Here is a 22,487-nt window from a genome sequence, read left to right as displayed (position 1 = left end):
GTCACACCTCGTACGAAGAAAGCGACGAGCACGCGCCGCATTTGCCGCAGCCCGCTTTGATATCGGCGGAACGCATGTTGGCGTTTGCGAGCATCGCGCCGATGGGCGCCAGCACCGAGCGCATGAATTCGGGCGTGGGCGCGGGATGATCTTCGAGCGGCGTGCCGCTGATCGGCACGAAGGGCACGACGAACGGATACACACCGAGCGCGATGAGCTCGCGCGCCGTATCGACGATGGCCTGCGCGCTGTCGCCGAGCCCCGCGAGAATGTACGTGCTCACCTGTCCGCGTCCGAATACGGCGACCGCCGCCTCGAAGGCTTCCATGTAACGCGCGACCGGCACCGTCGCCTTGCCCGGCATGATGCGTTCGCGCACGGAAGGCGTCACCGCTTCGAGATGCATGCCGAGCGTGTCGATGCCGCTTGCCTTCATGCGCTCGAACCAGCGATCGTCGTCGGGCGGCTCGCATTGCGCCTGGATCGGCAGATCGACCGCGGCCTTGATCGCGAACGCGCTTTCGCAAAGGATCTGCGCGCCGCGATCGGATGTGGGCGGCGTGCCGGTCGTGAGCACCATATGCTTGACGCCATCGAGAAGCACGGCTGCGCGCGCGACTTCGGCAAGCTGCTCCGGCGTCTTGCGCGCGATCGTGCGCCCCGCCGCGAGCGACTGGCCGATCGCGCAGAACTTGCACGACTTGCGCCGGCTCTCGTAGCGGATGCAGGTTTGCAGCACGGTCGTCGCGAGCACGTCGGCGCTATGCAGCGTCGCGATGTGCGAGTAAGGCACGCCGTCGAGCGTCTGCATCGCATAGAAGCGCGGCGCCTTCGGAAAGCTGATGCTCGCGATCGGAATGGTGTTGCGCATCAGCGCGCTTTTGCCGTTCGCATCGGGCTCCCCGGCGACGAACGGCGATTCCCACGCGGTGCTCGTATGCACGGGCACCATGATGGTCACGCCATCGACCGTGACCGCCTTGTGATCCGACGGTCCCGCGCCGCCGCGCCGGCTCGACACGCCCGCGCGCGGATCGACGAGCCGCAGGCCCGTCGACTGAAGCTCAGTCATCAATTGCCGTGCCGATGCCGGCAGGTTCTCTCGGGCGCTCATCGTGTTCGGTGTCCTTGAAGGAAGTGACGGGCGATGCCGGGCGATCGTTGATCGCGAGGCTCAGCAGTTCGGGCCGTGCGTAATGACCGACCGAATCCATCATGCGTTTGCGCTTCGTGATGAGCGCCATGTCGAGATCGGCGATCACCATGCCCTCGCCTTCGCGCAAAGGCTCGGCGAGATGCTGGCCTTCGGGCGAGACGATCGCCGTGTTGCAGCCGCCGCGCAGCGCGCGTTGCAGATTCGGGTCGGGCGTGACGGCTTCGATCTGCGCATCGGTGAGCCAGCCCGTCGCGTTGACGACGAAGCAGCCCGATTCGAGCGCGTGATGGCGGATCGTCACTTCGATCTGCTCCGCGAAGATCGGACCGACCAGCGAGCCGGGGAACTGGCTGCAATGGATCTCTTCGTGCTGCGTCATCAGCGCATAGCGCGCGAGCGGGTTGTAGTGCTCCCAGCACGCGAGCGCGCCGACTCGTCCGACGCCCGTTTCGACGACCTTGAGACCGGCTGCGTCGCCTTGTCCCCAGATCATGCGTTCATGAAACGTCGGCGTGATCTTGCGGCGCTTGAGCAGCAGCTTGCCGTCAATATCGAAGATGAGCTGCGTGTTGTACAGGCTGCCGTGATCGCGCTCGTTCACGCCGAGCACGACGACCATGTTCGCGAGCCGCGCGTGTTCGGCCACCGCCTGCGTGACCGGCCCCGGCACCACGACCGCTTCCTCGTAGAGCTTCATGTGATCCGCGCCCGATGCCACCGGCGCGCGCACGAACGAGAAATACGGGTAATACGGCACGAAGGTCTCGGGGAACACGATGAGCTGCACGCCCTGCGCCGCGGCTTCGTCGATGGCCGTGCAGACGCGGTCGAGCGTGCCGTTCGGACGCTCGAAGTCCGGCGTGATCTGCACGGCGGCGGCGCGCACGATGCGCTTTTTCGAAAGGGCATCGGCCATGATCGTCACACGGTCCACGTATGGATGACGAGCGCATTCTCCTTGCGATGAAGCAGTTGGAGATCGAGCACGTCGAGCGGGTTGATCGGACGAATGCCTTCGATCAGCGAGGCTTCGCCGTGTCCGTAAAGCGCCTGCAATGCGAAGCGGCACGCGTACACCTTGCCGCCTTCGGCCATGAACTTCTGCAGTTGCTTGTTGAAGTTGAGATGGCCGGGGAAGGCTTCGTCGCCGAGCGTCGGAAAACCGCGTTGCAGACCGAGCGTGACGCCGGGACCGTAGAGCAGCACCGACGTATCGAAACCCTTGCGTTGCAGACGCGTGGCCTGCAGCATGTTCACGAAGCCGATCGAGCCTTCGAACGCAACCGTATGAAACGTGACGAGCGCCTTTTCGCCGGGTTCGGCCTTCACATCCTCGAAGACTTTCTCTTCGTAGTCGACCAGAAAGTCGCCGTTCTTGTGAAGCGGTTGATTGACTGCGGGCATGGCATTCTCCGATGTATGGGTTCGCGAACGAGCCGTCGCTCTCGATCGTGGTCGATCGCATTCATCGCGACGGCGAACGCTAAAACGCAACGGATATGCCAATGATTGGCCCGCGAAATGCAATCACTTTGCAATCAAGCAAAACGATCTTGCATGCGCGAAGCGAAAATTTTTTGCGGAAGCCTTGATTCACGGGCCTTCGCGACGCGCCGCCTCGCTCATGCCCGCCTACCCCACGCACGATTTCAGCGCAGAAAAGCGTGTGCATGGTGCGCGGCACACCGAAGCCGTGCATCGATGCGATCAATGCAATCAAGTGCGATCAGCGCATGCGATCTCTTTTCGATCGATTGTTTTGTCATGCTAAGGTCATCCGAACCATCGCCGGAGACATCGCGGTCATGAATCAGCTTGCGCATCACTGGGTCAGGAAGCTCGAAGACAGCAGAAAGCCCGCTTATCTGACGATTCCCGATCTGATCGAGGAAGACTTGGCGAGCGGCCGGCTTCGTCCGAGAGACCGGCTGCCCGGTCTGCGCGACCTCGCCGATCTGCTCGGGCTCAACTACACGACCGTCGCGCGCGCGTATGCCGAAGCGCGCAAACGCGGCCTGCTGGATTCACGCGCGGGCAGCGGCACGTTCGTGCGCGGCAGGACGCAGACCTTGCCGCTCGCGGGCGGCAGCAGTGTCGAGATGTCGATGAACATGCCACCCGAACCGCCCGCGCTCGCGGCGCGGCTGCGTGCATCGGCGGCGAGTCTGATGGAACGCGCCGATCCGTTTCAGTTGCTGCGCTATCAGGATTTCGGCGGCACGACGGCGGATCGCGTTGCGGGCCGCGAGTGGCTCAAGGCGCGCATTCCCGATGTCGATGTCGATACCGTGCTCGTCTGTCCCGGCATTCATGGCGCGCTCGTCGCGCTCGTTTCGCAGCTTGCGCGGCCGGGTGAAATGATCTGTCTGGATTCGCTCGCTTATCCGGGGATCAAGGCGATCGCATCGCAACTGGGCGTGCGTCTGCAAGCCGTGTTGCGCGACGATGAAGGGCCGCTGCCGCATGCGTTCGAGGCATTGTGCCGAACGGAAAAGCCCGGCGGCTTCTATTGCAATCCGACCTTGCAGAATCCGAGCACGTTGACGTTGACGCGGCAGCGGCGCGAAGCGCTGGCCGATGTGGCCTTGCGTTATAACGTGCCGATCATCGAGGACGAGCCTTATGGCATGTTGCCTTGCGATGCACCCGCCACGCTTGCCGAACTCGCGCCGGAACTGACGTATCACGTAACCGGCTTATCGAAGACGCTTGGCGCGGGGTTGCGTGTCGCGTATCTGAAGGCGCCGACGTCGCGGCAGACTCAGCGCATCGCGGGAGCGTTGCGGGCGACGTCGGTCATGCCGAGCCCGTTCACCGTGCTGCTCGCAACGCAATGGATCAACGATGGCACCGCCGCCGACGTGCTCGATTCCATTCGCGATGAAGCGGCGGCGAGGCAGGCTATCGCGTCGGCGGAGCTTCGAGGTCTCGCCTTCGACGCGGATCCGCAAGGGTTTCATCTCTGGCTGCCCGTGCCTTCGATGTCCGACTGGAGCGCGCCGGAACTCGCGTTGCAGTTGCGCAATCAAGGCATCGGCGCGGTGGCCGGCGCCGCGTTCTCTACCGATGGCAATCCGCCGAATGCGCTGCGGCTGTGTCTCGGCGGGCCACAGGATCGCGAGGATTGCCGCGAAGCGCTAAGGCGCGTGGCGGACATGATGGCCGATCCGCATCATCTGCATATGCCGATGCTTTGAAGCGATGCGTACCCTCACGCGTCGGTCGCGTAACGACGGCAATGCTCGAGGTAGCCCGCTTCGTGGCTGCTCACCAACTGCACGATGCTGTTCCAAAGCCATAGCGGCGCGTCGATGGTCTTCGATCGATTGCGGCCGAGTTCGGCTCGCCACTCGCGCTTCGTTGCGTCGTCCATCTGACGCGCATGCGCCTTGCCTACGACACCCGCGAGATAGTGCGCGACGTGCATCGCGTCATCCTTGCCGAGTTGCTCGATCTCGAGTTTCATGTCCTGCGGCAACAACTCGCGGATCACCACGCCGCGATCGAGCAGGCGGGCCGCGCGCATGCGTTCACCGAGAAACGGCGACAGGTTTCGCGCGCCTTCGAGGACGCGCAAGGCGTTGTCGCGCGGCATCGCGACGTCGTCGTAACGGGGCGCGGCGGCCTTCACGCCTTCCTTGATGTCCATCAGACACAGGTCGTCGCCTTCGACGACGCCACCATCGACATCGAGCAGGACCGCATAACGCAGACGGCCGAGCGAGCTGCAACCCTTCACCCAGTACGCCGCGTCCAGCACGACGATCTCGCCCGAATCCTTGCGTCCCTTCAGGCTCGTCGGCAGGCTTGCGATGTCCTCATCGGCGAAGAGCGCTTCGATCGCCTTTCGCTCGTCTCCGGCAAGCGGCCAGAAGCGTTTGCCCAAGGGAATCGTCGGATGCAGGTCCTCGATGCGCTCGCGCGCGAGATGCTGCCACGATCGATGCACGGCTTCCTTCATCGTCACGTGAACGGGTTCGGGACGCTTGATGTCGATGACTTCATCCGCGAATGCCGATTCATATCCTGCGGCCAGCGCCTCGATCATTCGCACGACGTTCAGCCCCGACAACGATGATCCGCGCGCAGCCGTCGCAAGCGACAAGCCCAGACGAACGACGTCATGCACCGGGTTGCCGATCACCGTCTGATCGAGGTCGCGAATCTGGATTTCCACTTTGCCTTTGGCATTGGCAATCGGTCCGAGATTGCCCGTGTGGCAGTCGCCGCAAATCCACACCGCCGGGCCGCGAGGCAACGAATCGCCGTTCGCCTCCATCACCCACTCATAGAATCGTTCGGTATTGCCCCTGACGTACGCGTGCGGCGAGCGCGCCATTTTGCAACGGCGCAGTTCGGTCAGAAGCGCCTGCCGGTCATCGGGCGCGGGCATGCCTTTGTTCGCTTTGCTGTTCTTGCTCATATCCGATCGCCGTAGGTGGTCGGAAGACAGAGCAGATGGTGTGCCGTCGTCTTGCAAACGGCTTACGCGGATCGATCGAAGCGTGTTTCCAGCACGCCGGCGATATTCGCGAGATTCGCTTTGATCTGTTCCAGTGCGAACGACAGCGTCGACAACGCCTGCAACTGCCGTGAGTCGTTCGCGTAGCCGAGAATCACGTTCGCGATATCCGATTGGACGGCAGCGGACGCATCGTTCAGCGGCCCGAGAAAGCGTTCGGCAGGCGGCAGCGGTGCGCCGCCGCGCATCCATGCAGCCAGTGCCTGCAGATAGCCGCTTGCGCAATCGCGCACGAGTTCGATGCGCTCCGCGAGCGGCTCCGTTTCCTCGTTCGTCAGCCAGCCGCATTGCGATTGCCCGATGCGATCGAGCAGCACCAGTCCATGCCATAGCGTTTCGAAAGCGACGAGCGCGGCGCCGAGCGACGATCCGGTTTCGAAGCGCGCACGCACGCGCGTCTCGCCGCAGACCGCGCGCGCTTCGACGAGATGGCGCAGAAAGCGCTCATGCAGCGCATCGACGCGTTCGCGGTTTTCGAGCGGACCGAGGATCGGCATCGTCGCGAGCAACGCACGGCAGTCATCGAGAAGCTCGCCCATGATCTCGAAGGCGCGCGAACGCGACAGTTGCGGCCACACGCTCGACGACACACCGATGCCGATGACCGCGCCCAGCGCGATCGCTTCGGCGCGCGACACCGCGCCTGCAACGCCCGCCGATGGTTCGAGCGCGAGCGCCGCCGCCACGACGATGCTGTAGTTCGTCGTCGGGAAGAGCGTCGACGCAAGGCATGTGACGAGCGTCGCGAGACCGAGTCGCGGGAAGGCATCGGCGGCATCGGGAAAGAAATGCAGCGTCGCGAGGCCTACCACGGTGCCGATTGCCGCGCCGATCATCTGGCCTACGCCGTACTTGAGGCTGCGGTCGAAGCTCACCTGCAGCGCGAACAGGCTGGAAAAAACGCCCCACGTTGTACTCGCTGAACCGATGAAATTCATGCACGCATACGTCAGCACGCTCGCGATGAGCGATTGCACGCACATGCGCAGCGCATCGAACCGGCCGATGCGTCGGGGGCGTCTTCGTATGATTGTCAATTCGGCTTGAGTCGCTGAGAGGTTTGCACGATGCGAGCATCGCCTGTGCCCATGCCACGGCATTGCGATTGCTGAAATGGCGCATCCCCGAATCGGAGCCGATCATGAGACCGCTCGTCAAAACCCTCCTCGTTCTGAGCCTCGCCGCCCTCTCGCCGATGGCCGCCGCACAGGAAACCGCCAGCCGACACGACCGGCAAGGCGGCGATGCCAGGCTTCGGCTCGTCGCGACCTTCGAGCATCAAGTGACCGGCGTCACCGTGACGCCCGATGGCCGCACCTTCGTCAACTTTCCGCGCTGGACGGAAGACGCGCCGATATCCGTCGCCGAGCTCGGCAGCACCGGCGACCTGCGACCCTATCCCGATGCCGATTGGAATAGCTGGCGCAATTCACGTCGCGATGAAGTCACGCCGCAGGATCACTGGGTCTGCGTTCAGTCCGTCGTCGCGGACAAGCGCGGCAATCTGTGGGTCATCGATCCGGGTGCGCCGGCGCAGTCGCTCGTCGTGCCGGGCGCGCCGAAGCTCGTGCAGATCGATCTGGCATCGAACCGCGTCGCGCATGTCTATTCGTTCGATGAAACGATCGCACCGCAAGGCAGCTATCTCAACGATGTCCGCATCAGCCCGGACGGCCGCTTCGTCTATATCACCGATTCGGGCGTGCGCGGCGCGATCGTCGTTGTCGATACGGCGTCCGGCTCGGCGCGCCGCGTGCTCGACGGCGACCCGAGCACGCAGGCCGACAAGAGCGTGACCGTGATGGTCGACGGCAAGCCGCTGCAGCAGACCGACGGACGGCGCGTGAGCTTTTCCGCCGACGGCATCGCGCTGACGCCCGATGGGCGCTATCTGTACTGGCAGGCGGTGAAGGGCAAGACGCTGTATCGCATCGCGACCGACGCGCTTCAGAACGCGCAGTTGAGCGCGCAGCAGGTTTCGTCGCGCGTCGAAGCGGTCGGCATCGACGGTCCCGCGGACGGTCTCTGGTTCGACGAGCGCGGACGGCTTTACGTGTCGTCGGTCGAACATCACGCGATCCGCGTGCGTGACGGCGATCGCTTCACGACGCTGCTGCGCGACAAGCGTCTCGTCTGGCCCGACACGTTCTCGGAAGGCGCGGACGGCACGATCTACGTCACGGATTCGCGCATTCCCGACATGAGCTGGTTCGACCCGCAAAGCCCCGTCGCGTTACCGACGCGGCTCTATGCGATCAGGGGACGCTAGCGAATGCCGTCTTCGTCGCTAGCTGACGAAGACGATCTCCTGAACATATGAACTGCTGCAAGTGAAATGGGCGATGCGTCCGATGCGCAAGTGAAGAAGCACTTGCTCGAGTCCGTGGACTTCCCTGCCGTCCTTCTGCTGGCCGACGACGTTCGCGCGGCTCGCCTCGGGCCCGTTGCGCTTCAGATCGATGATGCGGCGGATGGCGCCCTGCGTGTTGGTGAAGTATCGGTTCATGAAGGCAGCACGTGCGTTGTCGTGCTGCGATCGTAGCGTCGCTCACCTCAAGCGAATGTTATGCAGGATACGTAGCCGCGCGATCCGCGCAACGTCGCACGCACGGCGCCTCAGCAGCTTCGTATGACATCCGTGAGTTCCGATGCGGTAACGGGCTTGCGCAGATAGCCGTCGAATTGACGCGATGAATCCATGTCGAATCCGCGCGTACCGGTCACCGCGACGATGCACGCCTCCGTCGATGCGCCCGCGCAGCGCACGAATTCGCAGAGCTTGCGTCCGTCGATATCCGGCAAGCCGATATCCATGAACACGGAGTCGTAGCGAGTCTGGCCTGTCATGCGCAGCGCCTCGCCGCCGGTACGCGCGACGTCCGCGTGATGGCCGAGCGAGGCGGCCAGTTCGGCGAATGCCGCGGCGACGTTTGCATCATCTTCGACGAACAGAAACAGCATTGTCGATTCCGGCCGATTGCGGCCGGCTCCCGGTGTTTGAAGGGACGCGCATCCTGTCGCAACGCGAGCAAATCCCGTACCGCTCGGACGGACTTCGACACGACGCTATTTCGGTTCATCGCGACTCGGCACGGACGGCGTCGATATCGCGCCGAGCGTCGACGCAACTTCGCCGTCCGACCATGTCGCGATATCTCCCAGCGCAAGCATCCCGACGAGTTGCTTTTCTCCGTTCACGACGGGCATACGGCGTATCTGCAACCGTTCCATCCGGCGCATCGCGTCTTCGATATCGTCGCTCTCGAAGCACCATTCCACCGGCTCGCTCGCCACTTCCTGCACGGCGCACGAAGCATCCTTGCCCGCCGATACCGCGCGAACCACGATATCGCGATCCGTCACGACGCCCTTGAGCCGCGTGCCGTCGCATACCGGCAGCGCGCCCACGTTCAATTCGTCCATCAGCTCGGCCGCGCGGCGAATCGTGTCGCCCGACGCGATCGCCTGCACGTCTCGTGTCATTACATCGGCTACCTTGGTCATGACATTCTCCCGTCTCAATCACGCTGTTCTCGCGATGAGAGGAACAGCATCCGTCATGCCCTCGTCTCGCGTCAGCGTGCGGCACGGCGATTGCTAATCAGGTCGCACGTCCGCTTTCTGTCCATAGAGACGATGCACCCATGCAAAGCGCATTGACGCCCGCGGGCATTCAAGCCAGCCGCATTCTCGACCTGTGGCATCTGACGCTGGCCGTCTGCTGCGTTGTGTTCGCGGCGATTCTGCTCGCGTGTCTCATCGCGATGATGCGCGCGCCTCGCGCGAATCGCGCAACGCCTGCGGATCTCTCCGCTGTCGGGCATCGCGAGCCGCGCGTGCGCTTCTGGGTCGTCGCCGCGACGGGCGTGTCCACCTTTCTGCTCTTCGGTCTCGTTCTCGCCGATGTCCTCACGGACCGCGCGCTCTCGCGCCTGCCCGTCGACAACGCGTTGCGCATCGAGATGACGGGTTATCAATGGTGGTGGCAGGTGCGCTACGCGAACGATGGCGACGCGCCCGGCTTCACGCTCGCCAACGAACTCCATGTGCCGGTCGGACGGCCGGTGGTCGTGTCGCTGAAAGCCGCCGATGTGATCCACACGTTCTGGGTGCCGAATCTTCATGGCAAGAAAGACATGATTCCCGGCCGCGATGCGACCATCGAGTTTCGCGCGGACAAGGCGGGCGTGTATCGCGGACAATGCGCCGAGTTCTGCGGTTACGAACACGCGTTGATGGCGTTTCAGGTCATCGCCGATCCGCCTGCACAGTATGAAGCGTGGGCGGCCCGTCAGCGCCAGCCGTCCATCGCGCCATCGGACGACATCGCCGTGCGCGGCCGCGACGTGTTCATGAGCCAGGACTGCGCGCGCTGTCACACCGTGCGCGGCACCGAAGCGCAAGGCACGATCGGCCCCGATCTCACGCATGTCGCGAGCAGGCAGTTCATCGCGGCCGGGACGCTTTCCAACAATCGCGGCAATCTCGCCGGATGGATCGTCGATCCGCGCGCGCTCAAGCCCGGCACCGTCATGCCGCCGACGCGCCTGCCGCCCGCCGATCTGCAAGCGCTGCTCGTCTGGATGGAGACGCTCAAATGAGTGAAGCACCGCTGACAGACGGTCCGCACGCATCGCCCGAAGTGCGCGATGCGCTCGCGAAAACCTGGAGCGATCCGCCGGGCTTCATCGGCATGTTGAGCGCGGTCAATCACAAGACGATTGCGCGACGCTTCATCGTGACGACCTTCGTGTTCTTCGTGCTCGCAGGCTTGCTCGCACTCGCGATGCGCACGCAGCTCGCGCGTCCGGATCAGCGGCTGATCGGCCCGAACCTCTACAACGAACTCTTCACGATGCACGGCACGACGATGATGTTCCTCTTCGCCGTGCCGGTGATGCAGGCCGTCGCCGCGTACCTCGTGCCTTTGATGATCGGCGCGCGCAGCATCGCATTTCCGCGCATGAACGCGTATGCGTATTGGGTGTTCCTGTTCGGCGGCTTGCTGCTGTTCGCCGCGCTCGCCGTGAACACCGCGCCGAACACCGGCTGGTTCAGCTACGTGCCGCTCGCCGGTCCCGACTACTCGCCGAACAAGGGCACGGACATCTGGGCGCAGATGATTACCTTCACCGAGCTTTCCGGCCTGCTCGAAGCGGTGGTTCTCATCACGACGATCTTCAAGCTGCGCGCGCCCGGCATGTCGCTCAACCGCATGCCGCTCTTCGTTTGGGCGACGCTCGTGACGCAGTTCATGGTGATCTTCGCGATGCCCGCCGTCATGCTGTGCAGCACAGCGCTGATTCTCGACCGCCTCGTCGGCACGCATTTCTATAACCCGGCGAAGGGCGGCGACGTTTTGCTGTGGCAACACCTCTTCTGGTTCTTCGGCCATCCCGAGGTGTATCTGATCTTCATTCCGCCGCTCGGCTTCATCTCGTCGATCATTCCGACGTTCGCGCGCCGCCCGATATTCGGCTATCCGGCGATGGTGCTGTCGCTCATCGCCACGGCGTTTCTCGCCTTCGGGCTGTGGGTGCATCACATGTTCGCGACGAACATTCCCGAGCTCGGCAAGAGCTTTTTCACGGCGGCGAGCCTGATGATCGCGATTCCATCGGCGATACAGATCTTCTGCTGGATCGGCACGCTATGGACCGGCAAGCTCAATCTGCGTGTGCCGCTATTGTTCGTCCTCGCGTTCTTCTTCATCCTCGTGATGGGCGGCATGACCGGCATCATGGTCGCGTCGGTGCCGCTCGACCTCCAGGTTCACGATACGTACTTCGTCGTCGCGCATCTGCATTACGTGCTGCTCGGCGGCGCGGTGTTTCCGCTCTTCGGCGCGTTCTTCTACTGGTTTCCGAAATTCGCGGGACGCTTGCTCGACGAGCGGCTCGGCAAATGGCAATTCTGGCTGTTCTTCATCGGCTTCAATGTGACCTTCTTTCCGATGCATCTGCTCGGACTCGAAGGCATGCCGCGGCGCGTGTGGACGTATCCGCACGGCATGGGCTGGGACGGCATGAATTTCACGGCGACGATCGGCGCTTACATGATCGCGTTGAGCGTGCTGCTTTTCATCGTCAATGTCGTGAAGACGATGCGCAGCGACGAACGCGCCGCCGCCGATCCGTGGGGCGCGGGCACGCTCGAATGGAGCGTGCCGTCGCCGCCGCCGCCGCATAACTTCGATGCGATTCCGGTCGTGCACGGACGCGATCCGCTGTGGGAGCCGTCCGCGCAACCGGCCTTCGTCGCGGGTCTCGCCGCCGATGCGCGCGAAGTGCTCGTGACGAGCGTGCTCGATGCGCAGCCCGATCATCGGCCGATGTTTCCGACGCCCTCTCTGTGGCCGTTCGCAAGCGCCGTCGCCACGACGATTCTGTTCATCGGCTCGATCTACACGCCGTGGGCGATCGTATGGGCGTCGCTGCCGGTCGCCGTGGCGATGATCGGCTGGTTCTGGCCGAGTCGCGGCGAGAACCGGCTCGCGGTCGCGCGGGAGCGCCGGCCATGAACGCCGAAACGCGCCGCGAAGCGCACGGCACCGGCGAGCTCGTGCTCGACGTGCGCGCGTTGCCGACCTTCGCCTTCAGTCACCGCAGCCTCATGTGGTGGAGCACGGCCGGCCTGATGCTGATCGAAGGCACGGTGTTCGCCATCGCGGTGATGATGGTCTTCTATCTGCGCACGCGCGCCCCCGCCTGGCCGATGGCGGCCGAGCCACCGCGTCTTTTCTGGGGCACGCTCAACACGGTCGTGCTGCTCGCCAGCCTGTGGCCGAACCAGCTCGCGAAGAACGCGGCGGAACGTGGCGATCGCCGGAAAGCGGCGATCTGGCTCGCGGTGTGCCTGGTCGCATCGGTGATTTTCCTCGTGATACGCGGATTCGAATTCGCATCGCTCAACGTGAGCTGGTACGCGAACGCGTATGGCTCGGTCATCTGGCTGCTGCTCGGTCTGCACACGACTCACCTCATCACCGATACCGTCGATACAGCCGTGCTCACGGTGCTGCTCTTTACGGGGCCGTTCGAGGGCAAGCGGCTCGTCGATGTCAGCGAAAACGCGCTCTATTGGTACTTCGTCGTGTTTAGCTGGCTGCCGATCTACGGCGTCATCTATTGGGCGGCGCGGCTATGAAAACCTGGCTCGCGCTGCTCGGCGCTCCGTTCATCGTTCTCGCCTGTCTCAGCTTGAACTACGCGCTGGTGACGCCCGCGTGCCGGCTCGGAGGCCGTGCGTTGCTCGACGGCGTGAGCGGCGCGAGCGCGATCGTCTGCGTGGCCGCGACGCTGCTCGCATGGCAGCGCTGGCGCGACGCGCGGCGCAAACTCGCCCTGCCGACGCCCGATACCGGCGACCGTCCGGCACGCGCCGGTTTCATCGCGGCGGTGGCGGCCGGTGTGGGCGCGCTGTCGGTGCTTTCCGTGATCGCGATTTCGATACCGCAATGGCTACTGTCCGCCTGCTGAAATGCGCGCTGCCTTGCGTGCTCGTGTCGTCCGCCGATGCGTATGCCCACGTCGCAGCGGCGGAGGCATCGCCGCTCGCGTGGACGTTCGAGCCGTGGATCGTCGCCGTGCTGGCGGCGAGCCTGACGCTCTACCTCGCCGGCTATCTGAAGCTGCACAAGCGCGGCGCGCAAGGCCGTCGCGAGCGGACCGCGAAGCTGATCGCGTTCGCCGCCGGATGGTCGACGCTCGTCGTCGCGCTGGTTTCGCCGCTGCACGCATTGAGCGAATGGCTCTTCTCCGCGCACATGCTGCAGCACGAGCTCTTCATGCTCGTGGCCGCGCCGCTGCTCGTCATCGGCCGGCCGCTCGCCGTGTGGCTCTGGGCGTTTCCCGCGAACGCGAGAGCGCGCATCGGCGCGGCGACGCGTTCACGCTGGATCAAACTGCCATGGCGCTTCCTGACCTTGCCCGTCGTCGCGTGGACGTTGCACGCCGCCGCGCTGTGGTGCTGGCACGCGCCGCGCTTCTTCGAGGCGGCGCTCGCGCGCCCCGGCATCCACACGCTTCAGCACGCCAGTTTTCTGGCGAGCGCGCTGCTGTTCTGGTGGACGGTGTTCGGCCGCGCATCGGAAGCGCAGGGCGCATCCAATGCCCACGCGATGCTTTCCCTCTTCACGACGATGGTCCACACCGGCGCGCTCGGTGCGCTGCTGACGCTCGCGCCGGGTGTCTGGTATCCGTCGTACATCGAGACGACGCGCGCCCTCGGCTTCGATCCCTTGCAGGATCAGCAACTCGGCGGTCTGGTGATGTGGGTTCCGGGCGGGCTTGCGTATCTGATCGGCGGATTGCTCGTCGGCGCGCGCTGGCTGATGCGGCGGCCGCCGCCGCGCGCCGTCGCCGACGTGGCCAGCGAAGGATGAGCACATGCACACGACTCCAATCGCGCTCCTTCTGATCGCTACGCTCGCCGCTTGCCAGGGCAAGCCGCCTTCGGCCGACGCGATCACCGGCGGCAATCCGCGACACGGCCTCGATGCGATCCAGCGTTACGGCTGCGGCGCGTGTCACCGGATCGACGGCGTGCCGGGCGCTTACGGCAAGGTCGGACCGACGCTGCAGAACATCGGCGAGCGGGCTTATGTCGCGGGCAAGCTGCCGAACACACCGGAGAATCTGCAGACATGGATCCGCTTTCCGCAGCGCATTTCACCGCAGAGCGCGATGCCCGATCTCGGCGTCGGCGAAATCGATGCGCGTGACATCGCCGCATACCTGTATCACCAATAACGATGAATGTATCCCGCTTCCTCTCCGTTCTGCTTCTGTGGCCGCTCGCCGTCATGGCGGACGACAGGGCGTCGCCATCGCCCGAACTGATTGCGCGCGGCGCGTATCTCGCCAAAGCCGCCGACTGCGCCGGATGCCATACCGCGCCCTCGAACGGCGCGCCGTATGCGGGCGGGCTCGAGATGACGTCGCCGTTCGGCACCATCGTCAGCAGCAACATCACGCCGGATCGCGAGACGGGCATCGGCACATACAGCTACGAGGACTTTGCGAAGGCGTTGCGCGAGGGCGTCGCGCCGGGCGGCAAGGGGCTTTATCCCGCGATGCCGTATCCGGCGTTCGTGAAGATCAGCGACGACGATCTGCGCGCGCTCTACGCCTACATGATGCATGGCGTGCCGCCCGTGAATCACCGGCCGCCGGAAACGAAAGTACCCTTTCCGTTCAACCAGCGCTGGGCGTTGCCTCTGTGGCGCATGGCGTTCGCGCCGAAGCAGCGGTTTGAACCGCACGCCGATCGCGATGCGAGTTGGAATCGCGGCGCCTATCTCGTGCAGTCGCTCGGGCATTGCGGCTCGTGCCACACGCCGCGCGGGATCGCATATCAGGAACGCGGATACGACGAGTCATCGAAAACGTTCCTCTCCGGCGGCGTCAACGACAACTGGTTCGCGCCGAATTTGCGCGGAGATTCCGGCTCGGGGCTCGGGCGCATCGCGCAGGACGATATCGCCGCGTTTCTCAAGACGGGCCACGGCGCGGGCATGGCCGCATTCGGCAGCATGGTCGAAACGATCGAGGACAGCACCCAATACCTGACCGATGACGATCTGCGCTCGATCGCCGTCTATCTGAAGACGCTGCCCGCGACCGGCGCGGCGGACGGCGTGTTCGATCCGTCGCTTGCGTCGCCGGGACGTCTCAAGACGCGCGCGCCCGACGTTGCGCCCGAACAGGGCGCGGCGGTCTATGCGGGGTTTTGCGCGCAGTGTCATCGAAGCGATGGCAAGGGCGTGCCGAATGCGTTTCCCGCGCTGGCGGGCAATCCCTCGGTCATCAGCGAAGATACGACCTCGCTGATCCGGCTGCTCGTCGAAGGCGGCAACAGCCCCGCGACGATCCACGGCCCGCCACGTCAGGCGATGCCGCCCTTCGCCGGACGCCTCACCGACGTACAGATCGCGCAAGTGCTCACGTATGTGCGCGCGTCGTGGGGCAACGACGCGCGCCCGGTCACGGCCAACGACGTGGGATCGTTTCGCGCGACCATCCACAAATGACGTGCGTTACTCCGGCGTGCCCGCGCCCTCGTTCGGCTTGACTTCGGAAAGGTCGTCCTTCCGCACTTCGGCTTCGCGCACGGTCGTGCCTTCGTCGTCCGTTTCGGAGACATCGGTGGTGAAGGTTTCGTCGTCGGAGGGCTTCTGGTCCTGTCCGCTTTGCTGGGATGGCGTGCTCATGTTCGATGCTCCTTACGGTTACGGCGGCCGCACCATACGGCCACTCTTGTTTCAACGCTTGCGCGCTATCGATTACTCGTTGGTCGGATCGCCCGGGTCTTCCACGCCCTTTTCGATGTTGTCCTTCTGATCGCCATAGTCCTTGCGATTGGCGCCGTTGGTAATTTCGACATCGCCTTTCACCTTGCGATCTTCATTGCCCGTCACGGTGCCGATGGCCGTATCGGTCCAGCCTTTGATCTGTTCCTTGATCCCTTCCCTTTGATCCTTGTTCATCGTGTGCTCCTGTGTGATGGACAAATGGCGATGACAGCCGATGCCTTCAGCGCGCCGCGCGTCCGCGAATCAGCGCCGCGATCGCGAAGCCTGCGCCGAGCGCGACGTAGGTCATCGCGAGCGAGCGCTTCGACAGATGAGCTTCGAAGCCGGGCGTGACTCGTTTGGGCACGGCGTGGTAATCGACGACATAGGCGACGAGCGCGGTCGTCGCGGCGGCGGCGACGATCGTCGCTGGCCGGGAACGCGGTCCGCATAACGACTCGAACAACACGCCCCAGAAAGCCGCGCTTCCCATGTGAATGGTTGCGCCGAACGCGCTGTATCTGAAGCTCGGTTCTTCATGCCAGATTGCTCTCGGCCATAAGCAATGGGATACGGCGTTGATCGCCGCGTATGGCTCGTGTCCCGCGCGAACGGCCGCGGTCGACGCGGCGCAAGCCGAAGCCAGTCCCGCAGCGGAGCCTGAATAGATGGCCCGCTTCATCAGGTCGTCGAAATGCCCTTGCATGTGTGCCTCCTTGCCGAACGCTCACGCGTTTCGCAGCATCCGCCGTGCCGAAGTTGCTCAGGAACGTCTTTCCGTGTGATGTCGATGTCCGCCCCTCGCGAACACGAAGAGCGTCGCGCCTGCCGCGGCGATTGCGAATCGACTGGGGTTCGCTTTTACCGCACCGATTACCTTCGCGATCACGGGCGAACCGTTCGGCGCGACGCTCGGGCGCGTTTGCATCGCGGGCGCGGTTTGCGGACGTGTCGTGGCGGGCACGTTCGTCGCCGGCGCTGCATGAGGCTCGCGCTTCTCGTTCGATTCGTCGGTCTTGCCTTCGCGCGCCTCGACTCGCGTTGCAGCGGCTTCCGCGCCCAGCAGCATGACGGCTGCCGCGAAATACAGCCACATCAGGAGCACGGCGAGCGAGCCGGCCGCGCCGAATGCGCTCGCGGTCCCGGCATGCGTGAGATAGAGCGCGAACAGCTTCTTGCCGACCGAGAACAGCACCGCGGAGATAACGCCGCCTACGAGCGCATCGCGCCACGGTACGTGACCATCGGGCAGATACTTCAACAGCGCGGCGAAAGCGCACGAAAGGATCGCGAGACCGAGCACGAACTGCACGATGTCGCCGATGACGACGAGCGGCGATTCCCCGAACACCCATTTGCCCGCGGCCTGCACGGCGGTGTCCAGCACGAGCGACACGATCAGCAGGAACGCGACGCCCATCACGAGACCGAAGGAGATCAGCCGAACCTTGACGAGCGTGGCGACGCCCGATTTTTCTCTGCCGCTTTTCGGCCAGATGATCGATAGCGCCGTGTTCAACGATGAAAACGTCGCCGATGCGCCCACGGCCAGCAGTACGAACGAGATCACCGCGGCAATGCCGCTTCCGCCGCTCTGATGCGCGTGCTCGACGATCGCCTGCACGCTCGCGGCGGCATCCTTGCCGAGCATGCCGTTGATCTGATGAAAGAGCTGACCGCGAGCGGCCTCCGCGCCGAACACGAGGCCGGCGACGGCGATCACCATGACGAGCGTCGGCGCGAGCGAGAACGCTGAATAGAACGCGATGCTCGCGGCCATCGGCGCAGCACGATCCGCGCTGAAACGTTTGAACGTGCGTGCGGGCCACGCGAAGGTTCGTCCCATAAGCGACTTGACGTTCATGGTTGTCTCCGTTGATTCATCCGCTCGGCATCAAGCATCGTCGATGCCCGCTCCTTCGAAGTCAGTTGGATCGCGTGGCATACGCGTTGCTGATTCCCATTCAGGCCGATGCCGCGGACTCGATCCGGACAGCCGGCCTTCCATTCCACGACGCGGCTTTCCCCCGCGATACGCCAGCGCGATGCATCGCGCTGAGGCTTGCAGCAGCATGACCGTAACCGACGCCTTCGACGTCCTCTTGGTCGCTGCGAGCATAACCGTCCAACCTTGATGATTCGCGCCGGGACCGTGAAGGGTTTCGTGCGCCCTAAAAGGAGCCATGCAATGTTCGTGCATAACAAGCGTCTGCAATACACCGTCCGCGTGAGCGCGCCCAATCCGGGTCTCGCCAATCTGATGCTCGAGCAGTTCGGCGGGCCGCAGGGCGAACTGGCTGCCGCGTGCCGGTACTTCACGCAAGCTGTCGGCGAAGACGATCCGGGCCGCAAGGACCTGTTGTTCGATATCGCCACCGAAGAACTGAGCCATCTCGAAGTGATCGGCTCGATCGTCGCGATGCTGAACAAGGGCGCAAAGGGCCAGCTCGCGGAAGCAGTGGAATCGGAAGCCGAGTTGTATCGCTCGCTCACGGGCGGCGGCAACGATTCGCACACCACCGCGCTGCTCTATGGCGGCGGCCCTGCCCTCACCAACTCCGCGGGCGTGCCCTGGACCGCTGCCTATATCGACACCATCGGCGAACCGACGGCCGACCTGCGCTCGAATATCGCCGCTGAGGCACGCGCGAAGATCGTCTATGAGCGTCTCATCAACGTGACGGACGATCCGGGCATCAAGGAAGCGCTGGGCTTTTTGATGACGCGCGAAATTGCGCATCAGAAGTCGTTTGAAAAGGCGCTTCATTCGATTCAGCCGAACTTCCCGCAAGGCAAGCTGCCGGGCGAGCCGGAGTTCACGAGCGTGTACTTCAACATGTCGAAGGGCAATGACGCGCGCGGGCCGTGGAACGAAGGCGGCGATTGGAAGTTCGTCGAAGATCCGCAACCGGCCGTCGATGGCGGCGACGGAGCGGCCACCGTGACCGTGACCGAACGCGATGTCGAAGTGCTGCAGGCGATGGCATCGCGCACGGCTTCGGATCCGTCCGCCGATCCGACCACCGGCGCCGACCTGGGCGCTGGAAAGGCGAACGAGGTGTAAGACCCGCGGCGCTGCTCCGGTTCGGGGCAGCGCCGCTCGAGCGTTATCGATGCGCCAACGAATCATGAGTGCCGTGAGCGAATACCTGGTACCGAAATGCGCGATCTGGACACGTAGAACGAAAACCGCGCCCGGCACGCCGCGCGTGCTCGTCGTCGACGACTATGTGGATACGGCCGACGCCATCAGCATGGTTCTGGCCGTGTGCGGATTCGATGCCGATGCCGTCTACGGCGGCCTCGGCGCAATCGACGCGACCACGCGATGCAAACCGGAAGTCGTCCTGCTGGATATCTGGATGCCCGACATGTCCGGGCTCGAAGTCGCCGCCCGCCTTCGCGCGGACGCGAACACGTCCGGGACCATTCTTATCGCCCATTCGGCGGCAGCAAGCGAGGCCGATCTGCAACGCGCGAAGCAAGCGGGATTCGACGCGTTTTGCGCGAAGCCGACCGACGCGATGACCTTCGCGCCGTTGCTTCGTTACTTCGTGCACGGGCCCGTCGCATGACGAGACGCGCGGCACGCTCGATGCGCGATGCGCGGAACATCGACATCACTGACGCACAGAGGAAAACATGAGCATCTTCTCGAACATATTGAACAAGATCTTTCCGCACGACCATCCGGCGGCAACCGCTTCCGGCGGGACCGTGCCGCCTGCGGCACCCAATGCGGCGCCGCCATCGAGCACGACGTCATCGGGCAATCCGACCAGCACGCCTCTGGGTTCGGCGAGCGGCGCCGCCGGCACACCCGCAACGCCCGGCGTCGAGCCTGCACGGCCACCGGTCACGCCATTGCCCGAAGTGGACGTCATTGCGATCCTCACGCAAAAGCAGCAGCAAAACGGCGCGGCGCTGAACTGGCGATCGTCCATCGTCGATCTGCTGAAGCTGCTCGATCTCGATAGCAGTCTCGAATCGCGCAAGGCGCTGGCGCAAGAACTGCACTACACCGGCAACACCGACGACTCCGCCACGATGAACATCTGGCTGCACAAGCAGGTCATGACGAAGCTCGCGGAGAACGGCGGCAAGGTGCCGGCCGATCTGAAATGAGAACCCGCTTTTCCCTGATCGATCCATGAACGAATCTCGACACAGCATGCGACGCGCTTCGTCACCGGCCGCCGCAAGCGTAACTTCTACTTCGATTCGTTGAACGACTTGGCGTAGAGCTGCGCGCTCCGGTCCAGATCTTCCGTCGCGGCATAGAGCAACGGCTGCGCTTCGGGAGAAAGCACCGCACCGTCTATCACGCTGCCTGTCACGAGGCGATGATCCCCGGCTTCGATATCGCCGATAGCCTGACAGTCGAAATACGCCAGCGCATCGGGCAGTATCGGCGCGCCGCTTCGGCCGGTTTTCCAAGGCGTCGACGACAGCTTGTCGATCGTGCGGCCCGATTGTGTCCCGAAGTGCGCGGCCAACGTCTGCTGATCCGAACGCAGCACGTTGATGGAGAACGCGCGTCCGCGTTGCAGTATCCGATAGGACGCATGCGCCGGATTGATTGCGATCGCAACGAGCAGCGGGTCGAACGAGACCTGCATGACCGAGCTCGCCGTAAACGCGTTCTTGGTCGCGCCGTCCGCCACGCCGATCACATGGACGCCTGCCGTCAGACGCCGGAAGAGGTCGGCCATACCGTTTGTCATCGCGCTTTATCCTTTATGTCGGAGGAATCGTTCAAGCGTGCATGTGCATGTGCCATGCCTCGGCGGGAATACGCGTTGCGCAAGTCGAATGGCAGCGACGACGCACCTATCCGACGATCGGATCAATCCGCAGGAGGCGACCTTGAAGGCACTCATCTGGCATGGCAAGAAAGACATCCGTTACGACACCGTTCCGGACCCCGTGATCGAGCACGGCCGCGATGCGATCATCAAGGTATCGACTTGCGCGATCTGCGGCTCGGACCTCCATCTGTTCGATGGCTTCATGCCCGGCATGGAATCGGGCGATGTGATGGGTCACGAATTCATGGGCGAAGTGGTCGAAGTCGGCCGTGATAACACCGCCCTCAAAGTGGGCGATCGTGTCGTGGTGCCGTTCACGATCATCTGCGGCGAATGCGATCAATGCAAGCGGGGCAATTTCTCCGTTTGCGAACGCTCGAACCGGAACAAGGACGCCGCCGACAAACTCTTCGGTCATACGACGGCCGGCCTCTTCGGATACACGCATCTGACAGGCGGCTATGCGGGCGGACAGGCCGAATACGTGCGCGTGCCGTTCGCGGACAAGACCCATATCAAGATTCCCGATGGCCTTTCCGACGAACAGGTGCTCTTTCTCGGCGACATCTTCCCGACTGGATGGCAGGCCGCGGTCAATTGCGAAATCGAACCGACCGACACCGTCGCGATCTGGGGCGCGGGCCCCGTCGGACAGATGGCGATCCGCAGCGCGATATTGCTGGGGGCGCGACAGGTCATCGTCATCGATCACGTTCCCGAGCGGCTTGCGATGGCGCAGGCGGCGGGCGCGATCCCGATCAACTTCAAGGACGAAAGCGTGCTCGACCGCTTGCGCGATCTGACACAAGGCAAAGGCCCCGAGAAGTGTATCGATGCCGTCGGCATGGAGTCGCACGCGACGCGCTCGTTCGACGGCATCTACGATCGAATCAAGCAGGCCGTCATGCTCGAATCCGACCGGCCGCATGTGCTGCGCGAGATGATCTACGTGTGCCGTCCGGCGGGCGTGCTCTCGGTGCCGGGCGTGTATGGCGGACTGATCGACAAGATTCCGTTCGGCGCGGCGATGAACAAAGGTCTCACCTGGCGCATGGGGCAAACGCACGTCAATCGATGGAGCGACGACTTGCTCAAGCGCATCGAAGAAGGACAGATCGATCCGTCCTTCGTCATCACGCACCGGATGAATCTGGCGGACGGGCCGCAGATGTACGAAACCTTCCGCGATAAGCAAGACGGGTGCATCAAGGTGGTTTTGAAGCCTTAGTCGACGCACCCGCGCAGGGTGAGGACGCGTCGCTTCGCGTTTGGATGCGCGCTCGGGCCGGCGAAGCGGCGCGCGAGCGCGCGGACGCCGAAAGCGGCGCCTCTGCGACGTGCGTGATCATTGCGCGCATCCATCGCATTCAAGGACCGTGCTCGATGCGATGAAAGGCGCGCGCAGACAGCATGCCGACGCGTGAACGTCAGTCGTGGCGATGATGCTTGTGATGCTTGCCGCGACGGCCGTTATAGCCGCGGCTGTAGTCGTCCGCGTACGAATTCGAGCGCGATACATTGCCGCCCAATGCCGCGCCCGCGCCGCCGCCGAGCGCCGCGCCGATCAGACCGCCGCCGCGGCCGCCCATGGCGTTGCCTGCCGCCGTGCCCGCACCGCCGCCGAGCGCGCCGCCGATGATCGCGCCCGTGCGCTCGCGACGGTTCGACGTGACCGCGCCGCCGGCGCCGCCACCCACCGCCCCGCCGAGC

The 22,487-nt window shown here is 64.1% G+C and carries 26 protein-coding genes and 1 pseudogene; 13 read left to right on the top strand and 14 right to left on the bottom strand.

What is annotated here, in order from left to right; translation table 11 throughout:
- Position 1 precedes the first annotated feature (1 nt).
- Genes NCS03_RS30215 through NCS03_RS30205 form a run of 3 tightly spaced genes read right to left on the bottom strand, consistent with a single transcriptional unit; the run spans position 2 to position 2,560 of the window.
- On the bottom strand, positions 2-1,072 hold the full coding sequence (locus NCS03_RS30215) for an MSMEG_0568 family radical SAM protein (RefSeq protein WP_008345724.1): 1,071 nt from the start codon (positions 1,070-1,072) through the stop codon (positions 2-4).
- Positions 1,065-2,072, bottom strand: coding sequence for a Nit6803 family nitrilase (locus NCS03_RS30210; protein ID WP_250530439.1), 1,008 nt, complete (start codon positions 2,070-2,072; stop codon positions 1,065-1,067). Before NCS03_RS30210 ends, NCS03_RS30215 begins: the two co-directional genes overlap by 8 nt.
- 5 nt (positions 2,073-2,077) lie before the next feature.
- The gene (locus NCS03_RS30205; protein ID WP_008345727.1) at positions 2,078-2,560 is read right to left on the bottom strand and encodes an MSMEG_0572/Sll0783 family nitrogen starvation response protein; all 483 of its coding nucleotides are present in this window, start codon (positions 2,558-2,560) and stop codon (positions 2,078-2,080) included.
- 401 nt (positions 2,561-2,961) lie between these two features.
- On the opposite strand from NCS03_RS30205, the gene NCS03_RS30200 reads away from it, so the two are divergent.
- Positions 2,962-4,353: an aminotransferase-like domain-containing protein gene (locus NCS03_RS30200; protein ID WP_008345729.1), complete on the top strand. Its 1,392-nt coding sequence runs from the start codon at positions 2,962-2,964 to the stop codon at positions 4,351-4,353.
- 14 nt (positions 4,354-4,367) lie between these two features.
- Here the strand turns inward: NCS03_RS30200 and NCS03_RS30195 are convergent, their stop codons facing one another.
- Both NCS03_RS30195 and NCS03_RS30190 read right to left on the bottom strand, forming a co-directional pair.
- Entirely contained in the window at positions 4,368-5,579 is a 1,212-nt protein-coding gene (locus tag NCS03_RS30195) for a DUF2252 family protein (protein ID WP_250437863.1), read from the bottom strand.
- A 62-nt stretch (positions 5,580-5,641) separates the two neighbouring features.
- Positions 5,642-6,661 (bottom strand): FUSC family protein, encoded by a 1,020-nt coding sequence (locus NCS03_RS30190; RefSeq protein WP_250530438.1) that lies wholly within the window; start codon positions 6,659-6,661, stop codon positions 5,642-5,644.
- Positions 6,662-6,819: 158 nt separating this feature from the next.
- Here NCS03_RS30190 and NCS03_RS30185 point away from each other — a divergent pair, with 158 nt between their 5' ends.
- The gene (locus tag NCS03_RS30185) at positions 6,820-7,947 is read left to right on the top strand and encodes an L-dopachrome tautomerase-related protein (protein WP_175982171.1); all 1,128 of its coding nucleotides are present in this window, start codon (positions 6,820-6,822) and stop codon (positions 7,945-7,947) included.
- An 18-nt stretch (positions 7,948-7,965) separates the two neighbouring features.
- Here NCS03_RS30185 and NCS03_RS30180 read toward each other — a convergent pair whose 3' ends face one another.
- The 3 genes from NCS03_RS30180 to NCS03_RS30170 form a co-directional block, all read right to left on the bottom strand.
- Positions 7,966-8,184, bottom strand: a complete 219-nt coding sequence (locus tag NCS03_RS30180; RefSeq protein WP_250458505.1) for a hypothetical protein — start codon at positions 8,182-8,184, stop codon at positions 7,966-7,968.
- Between the two features lie 110 nt (positions 8,185-8,294).
- Complete coding sequence (locus tag NCS03_RS30175) at positions 8,295-8,639, bottom strand: response regulator (RefSeq protein ID WP_008345740.1); 345 nt, start codon at positions 8,637-8,639, stop codon at positions 8,295-8,297.
- Between the two features lie 105 nt (positions 8,640-8,744).
- Positions 8,745-9,182: a CBS domain-containing protein gene (locus tag NCS03_RS30170; protein ID WP_033535648.1), complete on the bottom strand. Its 438-nt coding sequence runs from the start codon at positions 9,180-9,182 to the stop codon at positions 8,745-8,747.
- A gap of 140 nt (positions 9,183-9,322) precedes the next feature.
- Between NCS03_RS30170 and coxB the strand changes: the two genes are divergently transcribed.
- From coxB to NCS03_RS30135, 7 genes are read left to right on the top strand one after another with little or no spacing between them, the layout of a single operon-like run.
- Complete coding sequence (coxB, locus tag NCS03_RS30165) at positions 9,323-10,279, top strand: cytochrome c oxidase subunit II (protein ID WP_250504462.1); 957 nt, start codon at positions 9,323-9,325, stop codon at positions 10,277-10,279.
- Positions 10,276-12,198: a cytochrome c oxidase subunit I gene (ctaD, locus tag NCS03_RS30160; RefSeq protein ID WP_034471079.1), complete on the top strand. Its 1,923-nt coding sequence runs from the start codon at positions 10,276-10,278 to the stop codon at positions 12,196-12,198. The genes coxB and ctaD overlap by 4 nt, the downstream gene beginning before the upstream one ends.
- Positions 12,195-12,824, top strand: a complete 630-nt coding sequence (locus NCS03_RS30155) for a cytochrome c oxidase subunit 3 (RefSeq protein ID WP_250530437.1) — start codon at positions 12,195-12,197, stop codon at positions 12,822-12,824. The genes ctaD and NCS03_RS30155 overlap by 4 nt, the downstream gene beginning before the upstream one ends.
- A complete protein-coding gene (locus NCS03_RS30150) occupies positions 12,821-13,156 on the top strand; it encodes a hypothetical protein (protein WP_250530436.1) in 336 nt (111 codons plus the stop codon). The genes NCS03_RS30155 and NCS03_RS30150 overlap by 4 nt, the downstream gene beginning before the upstream one ends.
- Positions 13,135-14,061 (top strand): cytochrome c oxidase assembly protein, encoded by a 927-nt coding sequence (locus tag NCS03_RS30145; RefSeq protein WP_250530435.1) that lies wholly within the window; start codon positions 13,135-13,137, stop codon positions 14,059-14,061. The genes NCS03_RS30150 and NCS03_RS30145 overlap by 22 nt, the downstream gene beginning before the upstream one ends.
- Before the next feature lie 4 nt (positions 14,062-14,065).
- Positions 14,066-14,428 (top strand): c-type cytochrome, encoded by a 363-nt coding sequence (locus NCS03_RS30140; RefSeq protein ID WP_008345748.1) that lies wholly within the window; start codon positions 14,066-14,068, stop codon positions 14,426-14,428.
- 2 nt (positions 14,429-14,430) lie between these two features.
- Entirely contained in the window at positions 14,431-15,708 is a 1,278-nt protein-coding gene (locus tag NCS03_RS30135; protein WP_250437854.1) for a c-type cytochrome, read from the top strand.
- A 6-nt stretch (positions 15,709-15,714) separates the two neighbouring features.
- Here NCS03_RS30135 and NCS03_RS30130 read toward each other — a convergent pair whose 3' ends face one another.
- The 4 genes from NCS03_RS30130 to NCS03_RS30115 form a co-directional block, all read right to left on the bottom strand.
- The gene (locus NCS03_RS30130) at positions 15,715-15,888 is read right to left on the bottom strand and encodes a hypothetical protein (RefSeq protein WP_008345750.1); all 174 of its coding nucleotides are present in this window, start codon (positions 15,886-15,888) and stop codon (positions 15,715-15,717) included.
- 72 nt (positions 15,889-15,960) lie between these two features.
- The gene (locus tag NCS03_RS30125) at positions 15,961-16,164 is read right to left on the bottom strand and encodes a CsbD family protein (RefSeq protein ID WP_008345751.1); all 204 of its coding nucleotides are present in this window, start codon (positions 16,162-16,164) and stop codon (positions 15,961-15,963) included.
- Between the two features lie 46 nt (positions 16,165-16,210).
- Positions 16,211-16,675 (bottom strand): hypothetical protein, encoded by a 465-nt coding sequence (locus NCS03_RS30120; protein WP_008345752.1) that lies wholly within the window; start codon positions 16,673-16,675, stop codon positions 16,211-16,213.
- Positions 16,676-16,732: 57 nt separating this feature from the next.
- The gene (locus NCS03_RS30115; protein WP_008345753.1) at positions 16,733-17,833 is read right to left on the bottom strand and encodes a YihY/virulence factor BrkB family protein; all 1,101 of its coding nucleotides are present in this window, start codon (positions 17,831-17,833) and stop codon (positions 16,733-16,735) included.
- Between the two features lie 324 nt (positions 17,834-18,157).
- Between NCS03_RS30115 and NCS03_RS30110 the strand changes: the two genes are divergently transcribed.
- The 3 genes from NCS03_RS30110 to NCS03_RS30100 all read left to right on the top strand — a co-directional run bounded on the left by NCS03_RS30110 (position 18,158) and on the right by NCS03_RS30100 (position 20,094).
- Positions 18,158-19,033, top strand: a complete 876-nt coding sequence (locus NCS03_RS30110) for a manganese catalase family protein (RefSeq protein WP_008345754.1) — start codon at positions 18,158-18,160, stop codon at positions 19,031-19,033.
- Between the two features lie 64 nt (positions 19,034-19,097).
- Positions 19,098-19,544, top strand: coding sequence for a response regulator (locus tag NCS03_RS30105; protein ID WP_008345755.1), 447 nt, complete (start codon positions 19,098-19,100; stop codon positions 19,542-19,544).
- Positions 19,545-19,611: 67 nt separating this feature from the next.
- A complete protein-coding gene (locus NCS03_RS30100) occupies positions 19,612-20,094 on the top strand; it encodes a DUF3597 domain-containing protein (protein ID WP_175982181.1) in 483 nt (160 codons plus the stop codon).
- 86 nt (positions 20,095-20,180) lie between these two features.
- Here NCS03_RS30100 and NCS03_RS30095 read toward each other — a convergent pair whose 3' ends face one another.
- Positions 20,181-20,693 carry a flavin reductase family protein gene (locus NCS03_RS30095; RefSeq protein ID WP_250530434.1) on the bottom strand — a complete coding sequence of 171 codons (513 nt, stop codon included), beginning with the start codon at positions 20,691-20,693 and terminating at the stop codon, positions 20,181-20,183.
- Positions 20,694-20,835: 142 nt separating this feature from the next.
- Between NCS03_RS30095 and NCS03_RS30090 the strand changes: the two genes are divergently transcribed.
- Positions 20,836-22,005 carry a zinc-dependent alcohol dehydrogenase gene (locus NCS03_RS30090; RefSeq protein ID WP_008345760.1) on the top strand — a complete coding sequence of 390 codons (1,170 nt, stop codon included), beginning with the start codon at positions 20,836-20,838 and terminating at the stop codon, positions 22,003-22,005.
- Between the two features lie 199 nt (positions 22,006-22,204).
- On the opposite strand, the pseudogene NCS03_RS30085 reads toward NCS03_RS30090, so the two are convergent.
- A pseudogene (locus tag NCS03_RS30085) lies at positions 22,205-22,487 on the bottom strand (hypothetical protein); the annotation flags it as partial.

Origin of the sequence: Caballeronia sp. ATUFL_F1_KS4A (genome assembly GCF_023630905.1) — a bacterium.
GTDB classification, from domain to species: Bacteria; Pseudomonadota; Gammaproteobacteria; order Burkholderiales; family Burkholderiaceae; genus Caballeronia; species Caballeronia zhejiangensis.
Note: the sequence above shows the minus strand (reverse complement) of the source record. Positions and strands in the feature narration are given on the sequence as shown.

What these genes read in the sequence shown, in the direction of transcription:
- NCS03_RS30190 (WP_250530438.1), bottom strand. Translation starts at nt 6,661, where the DNA reads ATGTGCGTGCAATCGCTCATCGCGAGCGTGCTGACGTATGCGTGCATG.
- NCS03_RS30120 (WP_008345752.1), bottom strand. Translation starts at nt 16,675, where the DNA reads ATGCAAGGGCATTTCGACGACCTGATGAAGCGGGCCATCTATTCAGGC.
- NCS03_RS30175 (WP_008345740.1), bottom strand. Translation starts at nt 8,639, where the DNA reads ATGCTGTTTCTGTTCGTCGAAGATGATGCAAACGTCGCCGCGGCATTC.
- coxB (WP_250504462.1), top strand. Translation starts at nt 9,323, where the DNA reads ATGCAAAGCGCATTGACGCCCGCGGGCATTCAAGCCAGCCGCATTCTC.
- NCS03_RS30115 (WP_008345753.1), bottom strand. Translation starts at nt 17,833, where the DNA reads ATGAACGTCAAGTCGCTTATGGGACGAACCTTCGCGTGGCCCGCACGC.
- NCS03_RS30145 (WP_250530435.1), top strand. Translation starts at nt 13,135, where the DNA reads ATGGCTACTGTCCGCCTGCTGAAATGCGCGCTGCCTTGCGTGCTCGTG.
- NCS03_RS30110 (WP_008345754.1), top strand. Translation starts at nt 18,158, where the DNA reads ATGTTCGTGCATAACAAGCGTCTGCAATACACCGTCCGCGTGAGCGCG.
- ctaD (WP_034471079.1), top strand. Translation starts at nt 10,276, where the DNA reads ATGAGTGAAGCACCGCTGACAGACGGTCCGCACGCATCGCCCGAAGTG.
- NCS03_RS30195 (WP_250437863.1), bottom strand. Translation starts at nt 5,579, where the DNA reads ATGAGCAAGAACAGCAAAGCGAACAAAGGCATGCCCGCGCCCGATGAC.
- NCS03_RS30125 (WP_008345751.1), bottom strand. Translation starts at nt 16,164, where the DNA reads ATGAACAAGGATCAAAGGGAAGGGATCAAGGAACAGATCAAAGGCTGG.
- NCS03_RS30135 (WP_250437854.1), top strand. Translation starts at nt 14,431, where the DNA reads ATGAATGTATCCCGCTTCCTCTCCGTTCTGCTTCTGTGGCCGCTCGCC.
- NCS03_RS30180 (WP_250458505.1), bottom strand. Translation starts at nt 8,184, where the DNA reads ATGAACCGATACTTCACCAACACGCAGGGCGCCATCCGCCGCATCATC.
- NCS03_RS30215 (WP_008345724.1), bottom strand. Translation starts at nt 1,072, where the DNA reads ATGACTGAGCTTCAGTCGACGGGCCTGCGGCTCGTCGATCCGCGCGCG.
- NCS03_RS30150 (WP_250530436.1), top strand. Translation starts at nt 12,821, where the DNA reads ATGAAAACCTGGCTCGCGCTGCTCGGCGCTCCGTTCATCGTTCTCGCC.
- NCS03_RS30205 (WP_008345727.1), bottom strand. Translation starts at nt 2,560, where the DNA reads ATGCCCGCAGTCAATCAACCGCTTCACAAGAACGGCGACTTTCTGGTC.
- NCS03_RS30200 (WP_008345729.1), top strand. Translation starts at nt 2,962, where the DNA reads ATGAATCAGCTTGCGCATCACTGGGTCAGGAAGCTCGAAGACAGCAGA.
- NCS03_RS30170 (WP_033535648.1), bottom strand. Translation starts at nt 9,182, where the DNA reads ATGACCAAGGTAGCCGATGTAATGACACGAGACGTGCAGGCGATCGCG.
- NCS03_RS30100 (WP_175982181.1), top strand. Translation starts at nt 19,612, where the DNA reads ATGAGCATCTTCTCGAACATATTGAACAAGATCTTTCCGCACGACCAT.
- NCS03_RS30155 (WP_250530437.1), top strand. Translation starts at nt 12,195, where the DNA reads ATGAACGCCGAAACGCGCCGCGAAGCGCACGGCACCGGCGAGCTCGTG.
- NCS03_RS30140 (WP_008345748.1), top strand. Translation starts at nt 14,066, where the DNA reads ATGCACACGACTCCAATCGCGCTCCTTCTGATCGCTACGCTCGCCGCT.
- NCS03_RS30130 (WP_008345750.1), bottom strand. Translation starts at nt 15,888, where the DNA reads ATGAGCACGCCATCCCAGCAAAGCGGACAGGACCAGAAGCCCTCCGAC.
- NCS03_RS30095 (WP_250530434.1), bottom strand. Translation starts at nt 20,693, where the DNA reads ATGACAAACGGTATGGCCGACCTCTTCCGGCGTCTGACGGCAGGCGTC.
- NCS03_RS30105 (WP_008345755.1), top strand. Translation starts at nt 19,098, where the DNA reads ATGAGTGCCGTGAGCGAATACCTGGTACCGAAATGCGCGATCTGGACA.
- NCS03_RS30185 (WP_175982171.1), top strand. Translation starts at nt 6,820, where the DNA reads ATGAGACCGCTCGTCAAAACCCTCCTCGTTCTGAGCCTCGCCGCCCTC.
- NCS03_RS30210 (WP_250530439.1), bottom strand. Translation starts at nt 2,072, where the DNA reads ATGGCCGATGCCCTTTCGAAAAAGCGCATCGTGCGCGCCGCCGCCGTG.